The organism is Methylohalobius crimeensis 10Ki (assembly GCF_000421465.1).
Taxonomy (GTDB): domain Bacteria; phylum Pseudomonadota; class Gammaproteobacteria; order Methylococcales; family Methylothermaceae; genus Methylohalobius; species Methylohalobius crimeensis.
The window spans coordinates 2,280,578-2,300,154 of the sequence record NZ_ATXB01000001.1 but is presented as its reverse complement, the minus strand read 5'-3'; the positions used below and the strand labels follow the sequence as shown (position 1 = coordinate 2,300,154).

Annotated in this window: 14 protein-coding genes; 6 read left to right on the top strand and 8 right to left on the bottom strand. The window is 57.6% G+C overall.

Translation table 11 applies throughout. The features are described from left to right. Window positions 1-132 precede the first annotated feature (132 nt). Window positions 133-1,323, top strand: coding sequence for a polysaccharide deacetylase family protein (locus H035_RS19420; RefSeq protein ID WP_022949103.1), 1,191 nt, complete (start codon window positions 133-135; stop codon window positions 1,321-1,323). 73 nt (window positions 1,324-1,396) lie between these two features. Further along, on the top strand, window positions 1,397-2,863 hold the full coding sequence (locus H035_RS0111380) for a hypothetical protein (RefSeq protein WP_022949102.1): 1,467 nt from the start codon (window positions 1,397-1,399) through the stop codon (window positions 2,861-2,863). Between the two features lies 1 nt (window position 2,864). Here H035_RS0111380 and H035_RS19415 read toward each other — a convergent pair whose 3' ends face one another. The 5 genes from H035_RS19415 to H035_RS0111355 form a co-directional block, all read right to left on the bottom strand. Further along, entirely contained in the window at window positions 2,865-3,395 is a 531-nt protein-coding gene (locus tag H035_RS19415) for a Slp family lipoprotein (RefSeq protein ID WP_022949101.1), read from the bottom strand. After that, window positions 3,392-4,333, bottom strand: a complete 942-nt coding sequence (locus H035_RS19410; protein ID WP_022949100.1) for a bifunctional enoyl-CoA hydratase/phosphate acetyltransferase — start codon at window positions 4,331-4,333, stop codon at window positions 3,392-3,394. The genes H035_RS19415 and H035_RS19410 overlap by 4 nt, the downstream gene beginning before the upstream one ends. A gap of 11 nt (window positions 4,334-4,344) precedes the next feature. Continuing rightward, the gene (locus tag H035_RS0111365; RefSeq protein WP_022949099.1) at window positions 4,345-4,707 is read right to left on the bottom strand and encodes a carboxymuconolactone decarboxylase family protein; all 363 of its coding nucleotides are present in this window, start codon (window positions 4,705-4,707) and stop codon (window positions 4,345-4,347) included. A gap of 65 nt (window positions 4,708-4,772) precedes the next feature. Further along, entirely contained in the window at window positions 4,773-7,145 is a 2,373-nt protein-coding gene (locus tag H035_RS0111360; protein WP_022949098.1) for a phosphoketolase family protein, read from the bottom strand. A 3-nt stretch (window positions 7,146-7,148) separates the two neighbouring features. Then, window positions 7,149-8,342 (bottom strand): acetate/propionate family kinase, encoded by a 1,194-nt coding sequence (locus H035_RS0111355; RefSeq protein WP_022949097.1) that lies wholly within the window; start codon window positions 8,340-8,342, stop codon window positions 7,149-7,151. A 150-nt stretch (window positions 8,343-8,492) separates the two neighbouring features. Here H035_RS0111355 and H035_RS21380 point away from each other — a divergent pair, with 150 nt between their 5' ends. The 3 genes from H035_RS21380 (at window position 8,493) to H035_RS0111340 (ending at window position 12,799) form a co-directional block, all read left to right on the top strand. Continuing rightward, on the top strand, window positions 8,493-8,657 hold the full coding sequence (locus H035_RS21380; RefSeq protein WP_022949096.1) for a DUF3096 domain-containing protein: 165 nt from the start codon (window positions 8,493-8,495) through the stop codon (window positions 8,655-8,657). A 294-nt stretch (window positions 8,658-8,951) separates the two neighbouring features. Continuing rightward, window positions 8,952-11,603 carry a SpoIIE family protein phosphatase gene (locus H035_RS0111345; protein ID WP_022949095.1) on the top strand — a complete coding sequence of 884 codons (2,652 nt, stop codon included), beginning with the start codon at window positions 8,952-8,954 and terminating at the stop codon, window positions 11,601-11,603. Between the two features lie 62 nt (window positions 11,604-11,665). Next, the gene (locus tag H035_RS0111340; RefSeq protein ID WP_022949094.1) at window positions 11,666-12,799 is read left to right on the top strand and encodes a PhnD/SsuA/transferrin family substrate-binding protein; all 1,134 of its coding nucleotides are present in this window, start codon (window positions 11,666-11,668) and stop codon (window positions 12,797-12,799) included. Between the two features lie 38 nt (window positions 12,800-12,837). Here the strand turns inward: H035_RS0111340 and H035_RS19405 are convergent, their stop codons facing one another. Genes H035_RS19405 through H035_RS19400 form a run of 3 tightly spaced genes read right to left on the bottom strand, consistent with a single transcriptional unit; the run spans window position 12,838 to window position 18,995 of the window. Next, on the bottom strand, window positions 12,838-16,188 hold the full coding sequence (locus tag H035_RS19405) for a mechanosensitive ion channel domain-containing protein (RefSeq protein ID WP_022949093.1): 3,351 nt from the start codon (window positions 16,186-16,188) through the stop codon (window positions 12,838-12,840). A 12-nt stretch (window positions 16,189-16,200) separates the two neighbouring features. Beyond that, window positions 16,201-16,803, bottom strand: a complete 603-nt coding sequence (locus H035_RS0111330; protein WP_022949092.1) for a hypothetical protein — start codon at window positions 16,801-16,803, stop codon at window positions 16,201-16,203. Window positions 16,804-16,820: 17 nt separating this feature from the next. Then, window positions 16,821-18,995 (bottom strand): SPOR domain-containing protein, encoded by a 2,175-nt coding sequence (locus H035_RS19400; protein WP_022949091.1) that lies wholly within the window; start codon window positions 18,993-18,995, stop codon window positions 16,821-16,823. Between the two features lie 215 nt (window positions 18,996-19,210). Between H035_RS19400 and H035_RS0111320 the strand changes: the two genes are divergently transcribed. Beyond that, the gene (locus tag H035_RS0111320) at window positions 19,211-19,561 is read left to right on the top strand and encodes a DUF4398 domain-containing protein (RefSeq protein ID WP_022949090.1); all 351 of its coding nucleotides are present in this window, start codon (window positions 19,211-19,213) and stop codon (window positions 19,559-19,561) included. Window positions 19,562-19,577 lie beyond the last annotated feature (16 nt).

The following is a 19,577-nucleotide window of genomic DNA, read 5'->3' as shown; positions in this document are numbered from 1 at the left end:
GCACCTGGCGAAGCGCTTTGCTTCCCACGACAAATTTTAAGCGCATCAAGTCCTTTGAGGATAGGCCGTGCGGAGCAAATTGGAGTATGATTGTCGGCAGAGACCTACAATTGATCGAGGATCGACATCCCCATGATGCCCATCCACCACGCCTTGGTTTTGAACCTGCATCAGCCGCTGGGCAATTTGCCCGATTTATGGGAGCACAACCGCTGGGAGGCCAAGGAAATTCTTTTCGCCATGGACCGCATTCCGAGAAAACTTTGGGGATTCGAGGATGTGGCGCGGGTGCATCTTTCCCTCTCGGGCACCTTGCTGGAGAGCCTTTCCGATCCGGTTTTTCAGAACCGGGTGTACGGAACGGTGGATGTGGGGTCGCTGCTTTGGCATTTTCAAAATACCTCCCTGTTCGAAATACTGGGCACCGCCTATTATCATCCGGTTTTGCCGCTGATTCCCGAAGCGGACCGCAAGGAGCAGCTCTGGCGTTGGCTTCATATCGGCCGGCATCTGTTTTGGCGTGAGCGGTTTCCGGGCTTCTGGCCGCCGGAGATGGGCTTCTCCATGGAACTGATTCCTCTCTTGGCGGAACTGGGCTACCGCTACGTCCTGGTGGACAGCGAACACGTGGAATCGGTGACCCCGATGGATTGGCCGCAGCTGCGTTACCGACCCCATATCGCCCGTTACGAAGGGGCGGAAATCGTCGTGGTGGTGCGCGACCGGGATCTGTCCAATGCGCAGGAGTCGGGGATGGAACCGGAATGGTTCTGCCAGGAAGTGGCCGAGCGCACCCGCTGGTGCGATTTTCCGCCGCTGGTGACCACGTGTACCGACGGCGAGAACGGCGGCTGGTTCCGCAATGTCACCCAAGGATCGAATTTCTGGGATGCCTTCTACTTGCCCATGCTCATGCGGGCCCGATTCGACGCGGAAGCGCCGCGGCCGATTTTCATCGGGGAGTATTTGGATCGTTACGGAGCGCACGGCGAGGTGAAAGTCCATTCGGGTGCGTGGAATACCGGCGATCATTCGGGACACGGATTTACCCAATGGACCGGCTCGACGCGTCAAAAAGATGGCTTGGCGGCGATCGAAGACTTGAGCAAACAGATTCATGATCTGCGTTGGCGTGCCGGAGAGCTGGGCAGGGGGGAGGCGGAGATTCAGTATCCGCTGTCGCAGGCCTTGTCCCATTTGCTCCAGGCCGAGACCAGTTGCCATTTTTATTGGGGAGAGGCCTGGATGGAGCGCGCCGAGCAACTGCTAAAAAAGGCGGAGGCGGAGCTGGAAACCGCCCGCGAATCCTTGGGAGATGAATGAGATTCCTTAAATACCCGATTCGCCATCACCTCATCCTCTTCACCTATATCTGCTATCAATAAGGAGGTCTTCTATGACCGAGCAATTGCCCGAAATCGTCGACGGTTTGCCCAATGTCTGCGGGAGCGAGGACCGTGTCCAGGCAGCGGTGAAAAAACATGCCGGTGAACGGATTTATCTGGAGAAAAGCGGGGTCGATTTCGACCGGATCGACAGCGCCTGTGCGATTGCCCTGCACATGCACCAGCCGCTGATCCCCGCCGGGGGAGACGATCTGCACAACGCCGAGATCATCAGTAACCTACAGCACATGATGGCGCACCAGGATATCGGCGACAATCACAACGCGCCGGTGTTTCATTGGTGCTACAAACGAATGGGGGAGTTCATTCCGCAGCTCATCGGCGAAGGCAAGCAACCGCGGGCGGCGCTGGATTATTCCGGCACGCTCCTTTACGGTCTTTGCAAAATGGGCCTCCACGACGTGTTCGATGCGCTCGGCCCCTTGGCCGCCGATCCGGCCCATGTGCATGCCGCCGAATGGCTCGGCACCGCCTGGGGACATGCCGTGGCCCCTTCCACGGCAGTACAGGATTTTCGCCTCCATGTCCAGGCGTGGCAGCATCACTTCGCCGCTATATTCGGGTTCGACGCGGTGGCTCGAGTACGCGGTTTCTCTCCCCCCGAAATGGCGCTGCCCAATCACCCGGATGTGGCGTATGAATTCGTCAAAACCCTGAAGGATTGCGGCTTTCAATGGGTATTGGTTCAGGAACACTCGGTGGAGCAGCCGGACAACGGTTGGGGACCCCAGGAGAAGCATCTGCCCCACCGGTTGGTCTGCCGCAACAGCCACGGCGAGACGGCGGAAATCATCGCCGTTATCAAGACCCAGGGCAGCGATACCAAGCTGGTGGCCCAGATGCAGCCCTACTACGAGGCCCAAGGGCTTGGCCGTCTGGAATTGGCCGGGAAAAAGGTGCCGCCGCTGGTGACCCAGATCGCCGACGGTGAGAACGGCGGGGTGATGATGAACGAATTTCCGCCCAAATACATGGACGTGGTCCGCAAATGCAGCGGAAGCCGCACTCCCGTGGTCAATGTGAGCGAATATTTGGAGTATCTCTTCTCCCTCGGGATTGAGGAAAAGGATCTGCCGGCGCTGCAGCCGGTTCATCAAACACGGTTATGGGAACATGTCCAACCCGGCGACGGGCATGAAAAGCTGGAAAAGGCGATCGAAAAATTGCGCCAGCAGGACCATGAATTCCACATGGAAGGCGGCAGTTGGACCAACGACATTTCCTGGGTCAAGGGATACGACGAACTGCTCCAGCCGATGGACGAGATCAGCGCGCTGTTTTACGAAAAGGTCATCGAGGCCGGCGTTCCCACCACCGAGGACCGTTACCGGCGGGCCTTGTATCACCTGATGGTGTGCGAGACCAGCTGCTTCCGCTACTGGGGGCAGGGCGTTTGGGTGGACTACGGGCGGGAACTATGCCGCCGCGCCCGGGAAATTTTGGAGCATGAATTTTAGGTTACCAATAATAACCCGGCCAATAACGGTAATACGGCGGAGAATACCACCAATAAGGATAATAATAGGGCGTTTGGATTTCGACTCTTTTCGGCCAGAGCCGCCATGATTCGATCCGAACCACCGGTAGTTGAATTTCACGTTTGCCGACGGTGCGTTCCGCGACGCCGTCCAAAGTGCCGAGCACGGTGAGTTCTCGGCCTTGCGTGTAGATGGCCGGGTCCAGGAAGGCTTCGGTGCTGACCAGAAAACGTCCCAGGGGACGGGCGTCTTCTTTGGGGCGCCAGGAGCTGTCCAGAGGTTTGCCCAGGACCTGCACCCAGGTGGCATCCGCCTCGTTTTCCACCGCGAGAATGGTGCCGCCCCACCGTACCCGGCGTCCCCGGTAAACTTCCGGGTTTTGATTGACTTGGGAGAGCGTTAACGGTTCCACGTCGGGCGCTTGCAGTTCGGTCGGGGGGGTGGCGCAGGCGGAGAGGAGGCAGATGGGAAACCATAGGAGTAAACGTTCGATGGGCTTGATCATGTTCATCCGGGTTCTCCTTGCGTTTCGTTTTCACGGCGGAATTGCTCCCACAGGTGATGCATCAATACGGCGATGGCGCACGAAGCCAGCCGCCCTTTGGGCGGATCGGAGCGGGACGGCAGCACGATGGGCACCTTGGCGCCCACCACGATACCGGCGAGGGTGGCCTGGGCCAGGTAGGCCAGATCCTTGGCCAGGATGTTGCCGGCGTTGAGGTCCGGCGCCAGCAGGATGTCCACCTCACCGGCCACGTCGCTGTCGATTTGCTTGATCCGGGCCGCATCCTTGGAAATGGCGTTGTCGAAAGCCAGCGGGCCGTCAACGACGGCGTGATGGATTTGACGGCGCTGGGCCATCTTGCTCAGACACGCGGCGTCGATGGTGGAGGCGATCTCCGGCTTAACGATCTCCAAGGCCGACAAGGCCGCCACTTTGGGAAGCGGGACGCCCAACAAGCGGGCCAGATCCACGGCGTTTTGAACGATTGCCGCCTTTTGCTTCAAATCGGGGGCGATATTGATCGCGGCGTCGGTCACGTACAACAGCTTGGGATAGGCCGGTAGCTCGGCCAAAAACACATGGCTGACGCGGCGCTCGGTGCGAAGGTGCTTGAGGACGGGGTGCATCAGCACGTCGGTGTGGATCCAGCCTTTCATCAAGCCGTGAACCTGTCCCTCCGCGACCAATTCCACGCCTTTGGACGCGGATTCTTTCTCGCCGCCGGCGTCGATGAGGGTCACTTCCGCCAGCGAAAAACCGATTTCGGCGGCGATTTTCTCGATCCGGGGTTTCCGGCCCAGCAAGACGGGCTGGAGCAATCCCGCATCGGTCGCTTCCCGCGCTCCTTCCAGGACATAAGCTTCTCCCGCATCCACCACCGCCATGGGCAGGGGAGGAAAATCGGAGGCCCGTTCGATCAGAGAGTCTAAAGTCACGAGATCCATAGGTGCGTCTTTCAGGAAGGGTCTTCGTTTTCCGGAAGATACAAGTCCAGCGCCTGGACCAGTGAGGTCAAGTACATCAGCGCCGGTCCCCCGTGCATGATCACCGCCATGAATCCGGCCTCGACGATCTCGTCCCGGCTCGCGCCCGCATGAACGGCGCTTCTCACATGGGAACCGATGCACCAATCGCATTGACCCGCCACCGCCAAGGCGACGTTGATCAGTTCCTTTTCCCGCATGCTCAACGCCGGTCCCGATTCGGTCTCCTTGAAAAAATGGGAAAAGGCCCGGGTTTCGGTGGGATAGCGCTTTTGCAGATATTGGTACGCCTCGTGCATTTGGGCCATTTTGGCTTTCATGGGGTTCGAAGCCATGGGGGTGCCTCCCTATATTTTGACCATTTGAAATTCATCCGCTACTGATATTGCCACGGTCGGTGTCAACCGGGCCACTGCCAATTACGAATTTCGGGCATGTCTTGTCCGTGAAAGTTGATGTAGCGGCGGTGCTCGATCAGCTTGTCGCGCAGTAGCTGCTTGACGTGAGCGGCCTGGGGACCCAGTTTGGGGACCCGATCGATCACGTCCATGGCCAGGTGGAAACGGTCGATGTCGTTGAGTACCGTCATGTCGAACGGCGTCGTGGTGGTGCCTTCCTCTTTGTAGCCGCGCACATGCAGATTTTTGTGGTTGGTGCGGCGATAGCTGAGCCGGTGGATCAGCCAGGGATAGCCGTGATAGGCGAAGACGATCGGCTTGTCGGTAGTGAACAAGGTATCGAAATCCTGATGCGACAGGCCGTTGGGGTGTTCCTCGGGGGGTTGCAGGGTCATCAGGTCCACCACGTTGATCACCCGGACCTTCAGGTCCGGCAGGTGTTGGCGCATGAAGTCCACCGCCGCCAAGGTTTCCAGAGTGGGGACGTCGCCGGTGCAAGCCATTACCACGTCCGGTTCCCCTTCCTGATCGCTGCTGGCCCATTCCCAAATCCCGACTCCGGCGATGCAGTGCTTGATCGCCGCGTCCATATCCAGCCATTGAGGTTGCATCTGCTTGCCGGCCACGATCACGTTAATGTGGTTGCGGCTACGCAGACACAGATCGGTGATATAGAGCAGGGTATTGGCGTCGGGGGGGAAATAGACCCGAACGGTATCGGATTTCTTGTTCACCACCAAATCGATGAACCCCGGATCCTGGTGGGTGAAACCGTTGTGATCCTGACGCCAAACGTGGGAGGTGAGGAGATAATTGAGCGAGGAAATGGGTTGCCGCCAGGGGACCTCGTGCGCCTCGTCGAGCCATTTGGCATGTTGATTGAACATGGAGTCGACGATGTGAATGAAGGCCTCGTAGGAAGCGAACAAACCGTGACGTCCGGTGAGCAGATAGCCTTCCAGCCAGCCTTGGCAGGTGTGTTCGCTCAAAATTTCCATCACCCGGCCGTCCGGCGCCAGATGCTCGTCCACAAGCGCGGTTTCGGCCAGCCATACCCGGTCGGTAGCCTCGAAGACCGCATCGAGACGATTGGAAGCGATTTCATCGGGGCCCATTAATCGGAAGTTTCGAAGGTCGGCGTTGAGATTGATGACATCGCGTAGATAGCGTCCCATCACCCGGGTGGCTTCGGCTTGGATCGCCCCGGGTTGAGCCACCTCGACGGCGTACGGCCCGAATTCGGGCAGGCGCAGATCTTTGATCAGGAGCCCGCCGTTGGCGTGAGGATTGGCGCCCATGCGCCGCGTTCCCCGGGGGGCCAGGTCGCGTAGATCCTCGCGCAGCGTGCCTTGCTCGTCGAACAATTCCTCCGGCCGGTAGTTCTTCAGCCAGGCTTCCAATTGAGCGATGCGCTCGGGGTGGTGGGGGAGATCCCCCAGCGGCACTTGATGGGAACGCCAGGTGCCTTCCACGGGTTTGCCGTCCACCTCCTTGGGACCGGTCCAGCCTTTGGGCGTGCGGAGGACAATCATCGGCCACAGGGGGCGTTCGAGATGGCCGCCCGTCCGGGCGTGGCGTTGAATGGCGAAGAGGTTGTCGAGAACCCGGTCCAGGGTGGCGGCGAAGGCTTGGTGGACCTTGGCCGGATCGTCTCCTTCCACGAAGAAGGGTTGCCAACCGTAGCCTTCCAGGAGTTGGGCCAGTTCCGCCCGGGGAATCCGGGCCAATATCGTGGGATTGGCGATCTTGTAGCTGTTCAGGTGCAAAATCGGCAGCACCGCGCCGTCGGTGATCGGATTGAGGAACTTGTTGCCGTGCCAGGCGGTGGCCAGGGGCCCGGTTTCCGCCTCCCCGTCGCCTACCACGCAGCAGACCAAAAGCTCGGGATTGTCGAACGCGGCGCCGAAAGCATGGGACAAAGAATACCCCAATTCACCGCCCTCGTGGATCGAGCCGGGAACCTCGGGCGCGCAGTGGCTGGGAACGCCGCCGGGGAAGGAAAATTGCCGGAAGAATTTTTGCATGCCCTCGGCGTCCCGGGTAACCGCCGGGTAAAGCTCGCTGTAGGAACCTTCCAAGTAAACGTTGGCCAGAAGGGCAGGGGCGCCATGTCCGGGGCCGGTGATGAAAATGGCGTTGAGATCGTGCTGGCGGATCGCTCGATTCATATGAACGTAAATCAAATTCAGGCCCGGACAAGTGCCCCAGTGCCCCAGTAGGCGGGTTTTGACATGTTCCGGTTTGAGCGGCTCTTTGAGCAGGGGGTTGTCGAGCAGATATATCTGCCCCACGGATAAATAGTTGGCCGCGCGCCAGTAGGCGATGATGCGGTTCAGTTCGTCGGATTTCAGCGGAGTGGTCGAAGTGTCGGCCATGGTTTATTCCTCCAAGGGGCGTGGCAGCAAGTCGAGCATGTTGCGGGCGATCTCCCGGGCCTCGTCGGTGGCAACCGCCAAAATTTTCATGGTGGCACGGTCGGATTGAATCTCCATGACATCCGTCAACAAGCGGCGATTTTTTTTCTCGTCGAGTCGGATTCCGAAGCCGTTCAAGTCGGCTAAGCTGCGGGAACGCACCTCGGGGTCGTGTTCGCCGATCCCGCCGGTGAAGACGATGGCATCCACTTGCCCCAGCACGGCCAAATAGGCACCCAGGTATTTCTTCACCCGGTAACAGAACATATCCAGCGCCAGCCGGGCGTCTTCATCCCCGGCGGCGACGGCGGTGTGGATCCGGCGCATGTCGCTGAGACCGCACAGGCCGACCAGTCCGCTGGCGTGATTGAGCACCCGGTCCAGTTCCTCGGCAGACATTTGGCGGTGATTGAGAAGATGCAGCAGCACGCCGGCATCAAGATCGCCGGAGCGGGTCCCCATGATCAAGCCTTCCAAGGGAGTCAAGCCCATGGACGTATCCACGCCGCGCCCCTTGGCGATGGCCGCGGCGCTGGCGCCGTTGCCCAGGTGCAGGGTGATCAGGTTGAGGTTTTCCAGCGGTTCGTCCAGATATTCGGCGGCGCGCTTTGCCACGTAGGCATGGGAAATGCCGTGAAAGCCGTAGCGACGAATGCCGAAATCCTCGTACCACGCGCGGGGGACGGCATAGCGAAAGGCCTGCGGCGGCATGGATTGGTGGAAGGCGGTGTCGAATACCGCCATTTGCAGCGCAGTGGGCCAAAACGACCGGGCCAGGCGAATGCCCTCCAGGTTTGCCGGATTATGAAGGGGAGCGAGGGGGATGTTGGCTTCGATGGCGGCCATGACGGGCGGGTCGATCACCACCGACGCCTGGAATCGTTCGCCGCCGTGGACCACCCGATGACCGATGCCGGCGGGCGGTGGCAAATCATGCTCTCGAAATGCATCCGCAATGCGTTCCAATCCCTGACGATAATCGCAGGATGGGCATTTTTCACTGTGTTGTTGTCCGCCAGGGCCCTCCAAAATCAACCGAGCGCGTTCGGTTCCAATGGCTTCCAATTGACCGTGGAGCAGGCACGACAACGAAGAAGAAGCACGAAAGATCGTGAACTTGATCGAGGAGCTGCCGCAGTTGAGAACCAGGAGATGCATGGTTTGCCTCGAATGCTCGGCTGGTGATTTTATAGTGACAAAGGCGTCGGCTTTGCACAAGCGGAAGAAAGTGTTTTTCTGTTAGAATCCGGGTGGATTGAGAAATGCCCCTGAACGGAAAATCCGTAATGATGGACGGAGGAGAAAACGATGATGGGTTCCCATTTTTACATGCTGGGGCCCTCGGTGATTTCGCTGATCGCCGGGATTGCCATTTTAATTTGGCCTAGATTGTTGAATTACATCGTGGCGTTCTATCTGATCGCCTTCGGTTTGATCGGGATAATCGGTAGTTTCTCCATGGGAGCCACATAGCTCGGTACTGTTCCCCCCCCCCCCAATCGGTCCCCTCATTCGCTGAACCGTCGATGGTTTGCGGAATCGATTCCGCCCATGACGTGCAGTGCTTCCCGCGCTTCTAAACGTTAGTCGTGTCAGCTGAGATTTTTCGCAGTCGGTCACATTTCCGACCGTTTTCCTCCCCTATCTTTTCGAAATTAACTATTTTTTTACAAAAGTATTACCAAGGCGCGGTGGAGCGGTTTACCGACGTCCACACGTGCCGATGAATAAATATTTCCCGGAAGGATAACTGTTGAGAGGCCGATTATGTTCAATGCGCAATTCAAACGGTTGTGGGAACGTTACCGACAACTTATTTTTTCACACTATGCCAGCGGGCTATATCTTGCGGCCATCATGTGGACCGTGGTCTTTCTGCTCATCGGTACCGGCCTGGAAAATCAACGCGGCAATATCGGCCGGGTTAAATTGGCCGAAGACGTGGTCCGTCAGGCGGAAAGCATCCGGGCGCAGATTCTGACGGCTGTTTATAGCGACGATCCGGATACCAGGCGGGATCTGCGCAGCCATCTTCTCGATACGCTGACCCAGCTCGACGACGGGCACAGCGTCCTCGTTTCGGGAAAACGGGTCTTGCCCGTCAAGGACTTGTGGTATGTGACCGCACCCGGGAAGTTGTCGCCGGAACTCAGACAGTTGTATTTTGGAAAAACGGCGCTGAATAAAAGAATGCAGGAATTCATCGCCGACGGCCGCAGTCTCGTCAGACGTTCGCACTTCACTCCTGACGAACCGCTTCTCAAATCGGTCTTGGCCGAATCGGAAAAGCTGATTCCCGATCTGGAGCGCGCCGCCAATATGATTCAGGCGGAGGGCGCCTACACATTGGACCGTTCCATTTCGTCCTTCAGTACCTTGTATGTCGTCGCGATTCTGGGCTTGCTGGCGGTCGGTCAGATGGTGGTCAAGCCGCTGGTAGGCCGTTTGAAGGAAAGTATCGATCAGCTGCAAAAGCAACGCGACTTTACCACCGCCGTGCTGAATACCGCTCAGGCGCTGATTGCCATCACCGACCGCTCCGGGAAAATTCAGTTGATCAATGAATGCGCCCAGTCCGAAAGTGGTTGGATGGAAGAAGAAGTGGTGGGACAAAATTTCTTCGAGCATTTCATTCCGGAGGAAAAACGATCCTTTTTTCAAAATGAATTACAAAAACTGCTGACCGGCGAGATTTTGGAAAGCGTGGTGGAAACCCCCTTTTTAATTCGCAGCGGCGAGTCGCTGGCGGTGATCTGGCACAGCAGCATTCTGATCGGGGAAGACAACCAACCGCTTTTGCTGATGACCGGCATCAACATCAGCGAGCGCCAACACGCGGAACAGAAACTGCGTTTGAGTTTGGAGGAGCTGGAGCAGCTGCATCGCCTGCAGAGCGAGGAGATCAGGCTGGCGGCCAGCCTGCAAAAAGCCATGCTGCCCACGCCCGCCTTCGCCCTGCCGGGATTGGAAGGGCATGCGATGATTCAGACCTCGAGCGAGGTCGGCGGGGACTATTACGATTACTACAGCGTGGACGGACGCTACAGCGTGGTATTGCTGGGGGACGTGACCGGTCACGGCGTAGGGCCGGGAACCCTGGTGAGTGCGGTGAAAGCGGCGGTGCACCAATTGAGCACCCGAGGCGTATTCCGGCCGGCGGAGATTTTGGCCGCCATCAATGAAATCGTCTCTGAAGTCGCCCATCAGTCCTTGTTTATGACCATGACCTGTCTCACCCTGGATGCCCGGGAGGGTCGCTTATGGTATGCCAGTGCCGGTCATATCCCGCCATATTACCGCAACCGCGACGGGGAATGGATGCAATTGGCCTCCTATGCCCCGCCTCTCGGTCAACAGGCCGATATGGACTACCGCGATGCGGAGGCGGAATCGAATTGGGACCTGGGTGGCCGTATCGTTTTGATCACCGACGGTTTGGTGGAGGAGGAATCGCCTCTCGGGGATATTTTCGGCTATGAACGTCTGGAATCATTACTCCGCCAACAAGCCGGAGCTACCGAACCGAAGGCGGAGTGCGACCGGGTCTTCGAGGCTCTGAGCCAGCATACCCACCGTCGCCGATTTGAAGATGACATCACCGTGATCGTCGTGGATCACCTCGAACGGATCACGGCCCCCACGGCGCCCGCCTCCGATCATGTGCGATTGTTGCCGCTCTCCCGCTATCGCCGGGGCGAGCGCCCGCAACCGGAACTGGATCGGCGCTGGCTCATACTCCACGCCGACGGTCCTTTCTCCGACGTGATGCCGGAGATCGAACGGGACGGTATCCAGCGGGTATTGCCCGAGGAGCATTTTCTCTATCGGGAGGTGGCTTTCGATTCTTTGTTGACCCAACACGCGGAAGGCGTCGCCGACGATATCTCCCGTCTATTGGGGGCCTCCCATTGGCGGCAAAGCTACCCGCTTACCCATACCGAAGATAAGGCGTTCATTCTTGAAGAGATTCAGGCGCAAATCAGCGAACGGGGGTGCTCCGAGGAGGCAGCGCAGCAATTGGTGATGGTTGCCGATGAGATGCTGGAGAATGCGTTTTACGCCGCTCCCCGCGACGGCCACTACCGTCCTCTCTACGACAAAGGATCGCCCCGTTCTCTGGAGGAAGAGAAAATCCTGATCGATGTGGCTCAGAAAGACAACATGCTTGCCCTGATGACGACCGACAGCTGGGGCACGATCAACGCCGAACGTTTCCTCCATCACATGAGTCTGGCGTCCCAGCAGGGAGTCACGCCGGGTGTCGGCGGGGCGGGCCTGTTCATGATGTGGAAGTTCAGTCATTATCTTCAGCTGCGGGTCATGCCCTTCCGTTGGACCCGAGTCGTGGCTTTATGGGACATGGAAGCGCAAGCGCCCGTTTCGGGGGACTGCGGCTTCCAGTATTTCGAGCAATCATGATTCCTCACGGTTGGTGAATCCGCTCACCATCCAACCCGAACAATCAGAACAAAGGCTGCAACATGAACGAGCAAACCATCCAAATCGCGAGGGAAAATCAAGATAGGGCTGTCCTCTACCGCTTTATCGGAGTTCTCGATGCCTCCAGCCGACCGGAGTTGGAGTCGTTGACTCGGCAAGTACCCGACGTTTCCGAAATCGTTCTGGATTTTTCCGAGGTCGGTCGAATCAACTCCATGGGTTTGGCGCTGCTTCTAAAGCTCCTCAAAGCCTGGGAAGACGAAGGCAAACAGATTCAGGCGATCAATCTCAATCGCATGGCGTCCATTTTGTTCAAAATTACCGGCCTGGGTCGCTTCCTTCCGGATGGCGAAGGGGACGCCACGCCCACACCCCGGAAAATCCAAGTCGATTCGGCCGTGGAGGAAAATCCGAAGACGCCTGCTCAAACCCGGGATCGTCTCAATCTCTTCGCCAGCCTGCAAACCAGCCAACAGCTCAACGGCTGGTTTCTATTCAATACCTATCTTCAGCGCCGACTGCAAAAGCCGATTCAATTTTTCGCGCAAACCCTGGCCGAGCAAACGGCCAATGACCGGGAAGAGCAAACCGATCTTGTTTTCGCCCGTCCGTTTGAAGCGTGCCGCTTGATTTACGGCCAGGGGTATATTCCTTTATGCAAACCCGAAGGGGAAACCGAAGAGGTGGTTATTTTGGCTCCCGCCAACGACTCCCGCTCGTTGGAGGATTACGCTTCTCCGAAAGTGGCGATCGCAAGCAAGCAAAGTTTCACTTATCTATTGGGACGATTTTTGTGCGATGAGCGGGATCTGGATTCGAATGCTTTCCGGTTTCACGAAAGCGGCAATGATATCAAAGCGATCCAGTATCTCATTCGCCAACAGGTGGACTGGGTCATGATGCCCCTCAAAACCTATTCCGGCTTATCTTCCCTCAGTCGTCGCCAGACACGCGTCTTGGACCAAACCCAAACGGAGTTGGCCGCCCATCTTTTTTGCATCGCTCCTTATTTGGATGCGGATTTTCGACAATCGCTTCAAACTGTCCTCACTCAGATGCATACGGATGAAAAAGGATTGGGCGTTTTGGAAGACATCGAAATCCAAGCATGGGAAGTGCCCGAGTCGGCGGAAGTGGATTTGCTATTGAAAGTTTTTGAAACTTACCGTTATTAGGATCGATACAGGATCTGAGTCGCGGAACACTGAGGCCCCTAAGGCGAAGGCTGCTCCTTTGTTTCTCGCCGAATTTTGATTTCCAAGGGACGGACGGTATCCAAATGCACATCCCGCTGCGGGAAGGCGATTTCAATGCCGGCGGCGTTGAGTTGGGTATAGATGGTTTGGTGAAGATCGCTGATGGTGGCCAGGAGGTTATCCAGCGATCCCAGATAAATACGCAGATTGATAAGCAGTGCATTGTCGCCGAAGCTCTCGAACGTGATCAACGGATGAGGATCGTCGAGCACTTCGGGATGATTGGCGGCCGCCTCTGAAATCAAGCGCATGGCTTTTTGGGTATCGCTGCCGTAGGCAATGCCGATGGGTATGGTCGTGCGGTTGACGCTATCGGTTAATGTCCAGTTGATGAATTCCCCGGTGATGAAACTTTTATTCGGGATAATTAATTCTTTTCGGTCCCAGTTGAGAATGGTGGTGGCGCGGATGCGAATCCGGGAGACGGTACCGGTGACGTCGCCGACGGTGACCACGTCGCCGACGCGAATCGGGCGCTCGAACAAAAGCAGCAAGCCGCTGATGAAGTTGGCCACCACTTCTTGAAGACCGAACCCCACCCCGACCGAGAGGGCTGCGATCAGCCATTGGATATCCGCCCATTGCACCCCCAGGGAGGAGAAGATGACATAAATTCCGATGGCGGCGATCAAATATTGAGACAAGGAACTCCACGCGTAGCGGGAGCCTTTTTCCAGGGGCAAGCGTTGAAGGATGGTGAATTCCAAAAGCCCCGGAAGGTTTTTGGCCGCCAGGACGGTCAACAGGCCGATTAAGAGTCCCATGACCACGTCGGCGAGGGTCAAGGGGACTTCTTTGGAGACGCCGCCCACGATCTTAGTGGTGGTCATGGGGAGGGTGACTTGATCCAGGAAGGCCAGGGCCGGAACCGCGTCTTTCCAGATTAACCCCAAGCCGATGAGCGAAGCGAAGAAAAAACCGATCCGCAATAGACGCCGGGCTTGTTCGCTCAAGCGGCCGAAATCCACCGTCGGTTCCTCCACCGCCGGTAATTCGCTCGCCGAGGTGTCGGGTTGTGTTTGTTGGGCGCGCAGATCCTCCCGCCGGCGCAGGATTTCCTGAAAGCGCAGGCGCCGTTCGGCCACATAAAGGGAGCGCAAAAGAAAATCCTTCACCAGCATGAGGGCGACGAAATACCACAAGGTTCGGGCCAGGTTCTTAACCAAATAGAGGGCGGCATAGTAATAACCGCCGGCTGCACTGAGGGCCAACGCCAGGGGGATGCCGATTCCCAGCGGGAACCATAAAAGGTGGTAAGTTCCTACCCAGTTGGATCGGGATGCGGTCAGTTCGGACATAATCGCCCCTTCTTTGCGCCAGAGACGATGTACCAAAGCGCTGGTGATCAGCATCAGCATCGCGAAGGTCCAACGTCCGAGTCCCAAAGAAGCAGTGGTGAGCGAAAGGCCTCCGGAGATGTCGATAATGAACGCAGAGGCAATCGTCACGGGGAGAAACCATCGGAGGTGACACCAGAGTTGTTCCCGGGTGGCATTGAGCCAGCGCAGGTGGCGCTGGGCAAGTCCCTCTGGCCGGCAGATCTGGCGCAAGATGCTGAGAGCAACCGCCGGTCGGCCGGACATCAATAAGGCGTGAGACAGTGCGCCGATTTGATCGTCGCCGACCGCAGAGCGGCTGAGCCACCACCCCAGCCCGAACAGCAGTAGCGGAATTGGCGCGGCTAGAATGAGGGTATCAAGCAAGGCGCGCAGTGTGTTGAGGAAACTGTCGGTGCGGATGCTTCGAGTGGCTTGGGCCATCTCGAGTAAATCCTGATTCACCCTCCGGCGCATAACGAGCAGTCCCGCGAACCCCATCATCACCAGTCCCAAAGGAAAAGGATCGGAAGCCATCAAACGGAACAATCGGCTTCTCAGTTGGTTGAGCGCAGCCGGGTTGAGATTGTCCACGAGCGGGTCGATGAGTTCACCCATTGTGTGGGGGAAACCGCCGTAGCGAATCCATAGCAGCTTTTGCTCGATGAAATCGCGATAAGATTTCGTCAGTCGGGTGAGTTGCTGCTCCAGGGTATCCAATTCCGACAAAGTGCTGAGGTAGCGGGTGTATTCCTGTTGCAGGGCTTGCAATGCTTCGCGGCGGTTCTGGAAAGTTTCCCGGAGTTGGAGTCGGATAATCGTGCGGCGGCTCTCATCGATATCGGCCGGCAAAGATTCGATCTGAGCTTTGATCATCTTGTTGATTTCGCCGAGTTGCTGTAAGGACTCTTCGATCTCGAGCCGGCGAGCGATGGCGGATTTCAGACGGACTTGGCGAATTTCCGCATCCCGGTGAATGCTGGTCACGGAGGGCAAGGATTCGAGACGCTTGCGTAGCAAGCGAGCGATGGTGGCATCGGCTTTTGCCAGAGAAATAGCTTGTTGCGTCCGATCGAAATCGCTTTGCAGGTTGTCGAGTTGCCGTTTGATTTTTTGCGATCGCTCCTTGAGGTTTTTGCCTTCGTCGATGAGTTTTCTCAGTTCCGCCCACAGATTGAGATTTTGTTCCAGTATCGAGCGTACTTCCGGCGCCGCCGTCTGAAAAGCGCGTTCGGCCTCGTTGGCCGCGCTCAAAGCTTGATGCTCGCGGGCGGATTGCACCGCTTGACGAAGACGTTCGGTTCGTTCCTGACGCTCGGCCACCTGAAGGGCCAAAAGGTCTCGTTCCGCGCGCGTGAGTTCGGTGAGCAGCGCCAGGTTGGATTGCCTGAGGCGCAATCGCTCAATCTCTGCCTGCAACCAGATGCGGCGGGCTTGCAGGGAGAGGCGACGGGCTTGGTCCAAAGGCATTTCGGACGATGCCGAGATCGTCTTGAGCTCGGCTGCCACTTCCGCCAATTGCCGTTCCAGTTCCGCGATTTGTTGTCTGCCGGCGGTGGCTGCTGCCAGAAGTTCGGTTAATTCGCGTTCTTTCTGTTCTAGTTCGGTTTGGTCTTTGCTAAGCGCGCTTTCTTCTTCGGCGAGTTGAATTTCCAGCCATTCCAAGGGACGGGAAAGATCGAGGGGAGGCCAATCCCGGCTCAGGTCTTCCGGTTGTATCAGCCGTTGACGAATTTCGGCCAAGCGTTTAGGCGCCTCTTGCAGTTTTTTCTCCAATTCTTGGCGAGCCTTTTGCGCCGCTTGTGCCTGGTGCAGCCACTGGCGCGCTTGGCCCAACCATTCCATGGCTTGCTTCTGTTGCTCCTCGGGAAGATTGGCGGATTCGATGGTTTTTTGTTCCTGAACCAGGATTTCCTCGGTCAGGCGTTCTTCTCCCAGCACCGGATGCAGAAAAATCGAGTAAATGAGACCTAAGCAGATGAGCAGACGCATGGATTTTCCTTTCTAGGGCCGATTTTCTATTTCTTGATACAGGGATTCGAGGGCTTGATAGAGCCTTTCTTTCTCCTCCTCGGAGAGATCGGGTTCCTTGAGTCGACGCTGAATCGCCTCCAGGCGGGCGCGGTCTTGGGCGGTCATTTTACCCAGAATGCGTTTGTTGGCGGCCTGATGGATTTCGGCCTGACGCCGGGCTTTGCGGAGTAATTCGCGCCACTGGGACGGTTTGAGGTTTGTCGGGTCGAGTTGGGATGAAAACAGTGAGACGCAGGTCCAGCCAACGGTTTCCACCAACAATAAGGTCGCGGTGGCATTGGCCCAGTTGCCGATGCCGGGTAACCAGAACAGAAGTTTGCTCGACAGATAGGTTCCGCCGTAGTAAGCCAGGCATTGACCGAGCACCTGTTGAGCGCTGACATCCTGAACGCCGTATAGTTTGCCCAGTTTGTGGATCAGATACAAGGTCAGCCCCGTGACCAGCACCGTATCGCCCAAGGCGGTGTTGGCGAGGGTAAAGGCAATCCCCGCTTGGAGCGCGGCGAAGGTATGGATTAAATGGGCGGCCCGTTTATCGAGAGGGGAAGCGGGGGGCAGGGAAAGGTCAATCATGCAAGGCCAAGCGGATGTCAGGAACGACCGATTTGTTGTTGAAGACTGGCGAAGTCGCGGACCCATATGTCCGGCAAGGACAGTTTGCTTCGCCAGACGGCGGCCGCCTGTTCAGCCTCCTTTCGGTTAGGATAGACGCCGAGGACCACCGCATACCAGGTTTTACCGTCACGACGGAAGCGGTAATAAGTTCCGGGGCTGTTACCGAGCCGCTTCAGGAAAGATTGGGCGGCCGATTCTTCTTGGACCGCGATCAATTGTAAGGTGTAGTGCTCAGGGTTTTGGCGTTTGATCCAGCTCCTTCCCGAAGCGCTATCGATCGGTTTGGCGGTCGCTGTCGCATCGGCGCCGGATGCCGGTGTGGTGGTTGGATCGATTCGTACCGACCCGCCGTAGCATCCGGCCACAACATGGAATCCGTCGCGCTGAATTTGCCGGTATTTTTCCCAGAAAGCCCGGTCGATTCGGCGCAGATGAGGCGATGTGCCGGATTTGCGGTAACGGCTGATGTGGCGGGGACCTCCGTTGTACATGGCATAGGTGGAGCGCGCCAGGGCGTCGCGGCTACCGCCCAAGCGATCCTCCTTCTTGGCGAGGGCGTAATCGGTCAGATAATGCAGCAATATTTCGCTGCCGGCGCGGGCGTTGTAGGCGATGTCATCGCGTAGGCGCCGGGGATGGTAAAGCCCGCGCCAGACCCGGGTATTGATTTGCAGAATGCCCACATCGCCGGAAGACGAAACCAGCGGTTGAATGCTGCCTCCTTGTTGGATGAATTGACGCCAGCAGCTTTCCTGCCAGGCGGCGGCAAGCACCAGATTCCGAAATAAGGGACGCAGATCGCCACGAAGCGCTTGGCTTTGAGCGCTGTCTTCGATCGCCTGGACCAGCAACTGATGCGCCAAGGGCAGATAGCGTCCGGCATCCCGGCGGTCCGGGGCCCAACCGTTCAAACGAGCCGCCAGGGCGGTGTCCGAGCGGGCGGCGATGGCTGGGTCAATCAACCAGTCGAGGGGGAAGCCGAGTCCCTGCATTTCGGTGTCGTTGGGTGTCAAACCGAAAAGGCGTCTCAGTTCGGGGTCGATCTCGTCGCGGTATTGCAAGGGGGTGTCGCCGTCTCGGATCAGCAAGCGCGCCAACCGCCGCAGCCCGGCGCTGGAAATCTCCAGTCCCAAGGCGGGACCGAGGGCATCCAGAGCCTCGAGGGTATCCACCGCATTGATGAAAGCGGCATAGCGGATTCCTTTTTCGGCGGGAAGTCGGGCGGTCAACGTCGCCAGTACCGGCGCGAGTTGGTCCCAGGTTTCCAGGAAAAATACCCGTACCGGATCGGGCCGTTCTTCCGGCGTTTCCGCCGCCAGTGCATCGCGCCAAACATAGCGGGCGTTGAGTAGAACGGATTCCAGGGTATGGCGCAGGGCGGGGGAATCGGTATCGGAGGCGGCTTGCTTGATGGCCGCGGTTAAGAAAGCGTCCCATTGTTCCCAGGTGTTTTCCCACTGCTTTAATTCTTTTGCGGTGAAAGGGGGGGGCGAAGACGGTTCGCCGGCAGGAAGGTCGGGAGTGGTGAAGCGCAGGGTCAATTGAAGATGGTCATTGTTCACCGCAAGATCGGTGACCGCCAGGGAGTCGAGGATCGAAGCCAATTGCGGGCTGTTTCGAGGCAGTACTTGCGGTAGCAGCGTTTTGATTTCCTTCAGCGCCGGTTTCAGATCGATGCTGAAATCGTTGAGACGAGGTTCGGCGAATCGCCGGGCCTGGTTTAGCATGGGACCGGCGGGAATTTCCATGCCTGTCTCGTCGTAAAGACGGCTGGCGGCTATCGGAAAACGTACCACCGATCCGCCGTCTGCGATTTCCGGTCGATGCCAAGTATGCAGCCGGCCCCGCCAGTGGATGAAGGGAGTGCATCGGCCGTTGAGCGCTGTGCCCACCTCCACTTCCGCTTGTTGGTTTAAATGCATTTTTTTATTCTCAGGCGTCAGTTTGGGATCGGAAAGGATCACCCGATTACAACCGGAAGCGTCTTGGAGAGCCCCCAGCTTGCCTGAGTCGTCATAGGCCCAGGCTAAGAGGGCTTGGCGGATGAAACCATACTCGAAGGTGAGCGGAACGCTAACGGTAGCGGCTTGGAGCGGCTTGGTCGATAGCCAGCATAAGCAGACGATGTAAAGGAGGCGCCATGGAGTCACGTACTGCTCTCCCGGGAATTGAATGAGGGGAAGGTTATGGTATTGCAATTTAGTCAACAGTCCTAGCCGTAAGGAAGATGCATTAAATTGCCATGCCGGGGGATTTCTGATAGCGTTCCTTCCCATGGGCGCTTGTCCTATCCGGTAGTCCACTTATAAATTATGGAGGTGGATAGATGCGATTCTTCAGTTGCAGAAACATGATAACCATAGGCATGGTTCCCCTGTTCATTTGGAGCTGCGGCGGCGAGAGACCGCCGTTGGAAAAGATATCGGTGGCCGAACAGATGGTCAGTATGGCCGACAACGAGAATGCCGCCCAATATGCCCCGTTGGATATTCGTTTAGCCCGCGAAAAGCTTCAGCAGGCCAAAGCGGCGCTGGACGATAAAGAATATGCCGAGGCTCGTCGCCTGGCGGATCAGGCGTCCGTCGACGCTCAAGTCGCCGAGGCCAAGGCGACCACGGAAAAAGGCCGACGTGCGGTGGAGGAATTGCGTCAAAGCATAGAGACGTTGCGTCGAGAAATCGACCGCTCGGTCTCTGAGCAACAACCTACCGGATAGAAGGGGGGAAATGGTC